This window comes from Halomonas sp. ND22Bw (assembly GCF_003011945.1).
In the GTDB taxonomy this organism is placed as follows: domain Bacteria; phylum Pseudomonadota; class Gammaproteobacteria; order Pseudomonadales; family Halomonadaceae; genus Halomonas; species Halomonas halophila.
Window position 1 is genome coordinate 1 of record NZ_PXWD01000811.1, and the last position, 274, is coordinate 274.

1 protein-coding gene is annotated in these 274 nt (G+C 70.8%); it reads left to right on the top strand.

Annotated features, from left to right (window positions below; genetic code table 11):
• Nucleotides 1-21 precede the first annotated feature (21 nt).
• Nucleotides 22-274 (top strand): hypothetical protein (locus CVH10_RS20385; protein ID WP_219924897.1); only part of this gene is annotated, 253 nt, incomplete at its 3' end.

Sequence of the window (274 nt, forward strand, 5' to 3'; positions counted from 1 at the left end):
CGCGGCTGGCTGGGCGACGCCATGATGCTCGCGCCGGTGCAGCAGGCATCGGCCGGCCATGCGATGCACGCCATGGCCGAAAGCGGCATGCAGGCACACGCGATGCACGCCATGCCTTCTGCCGATGACCACGCCGTGCATGCGGCCCATGCCGCGATGGATCACGACGACACCCACACCGCGCACACCACCTGCGACACCTGCCAGTTCTGCCATTCCGTCGCGGTGACGGCCTGGCCCGAGGTGCCGATGCCGGCCGCAGCGCCGGCCCATG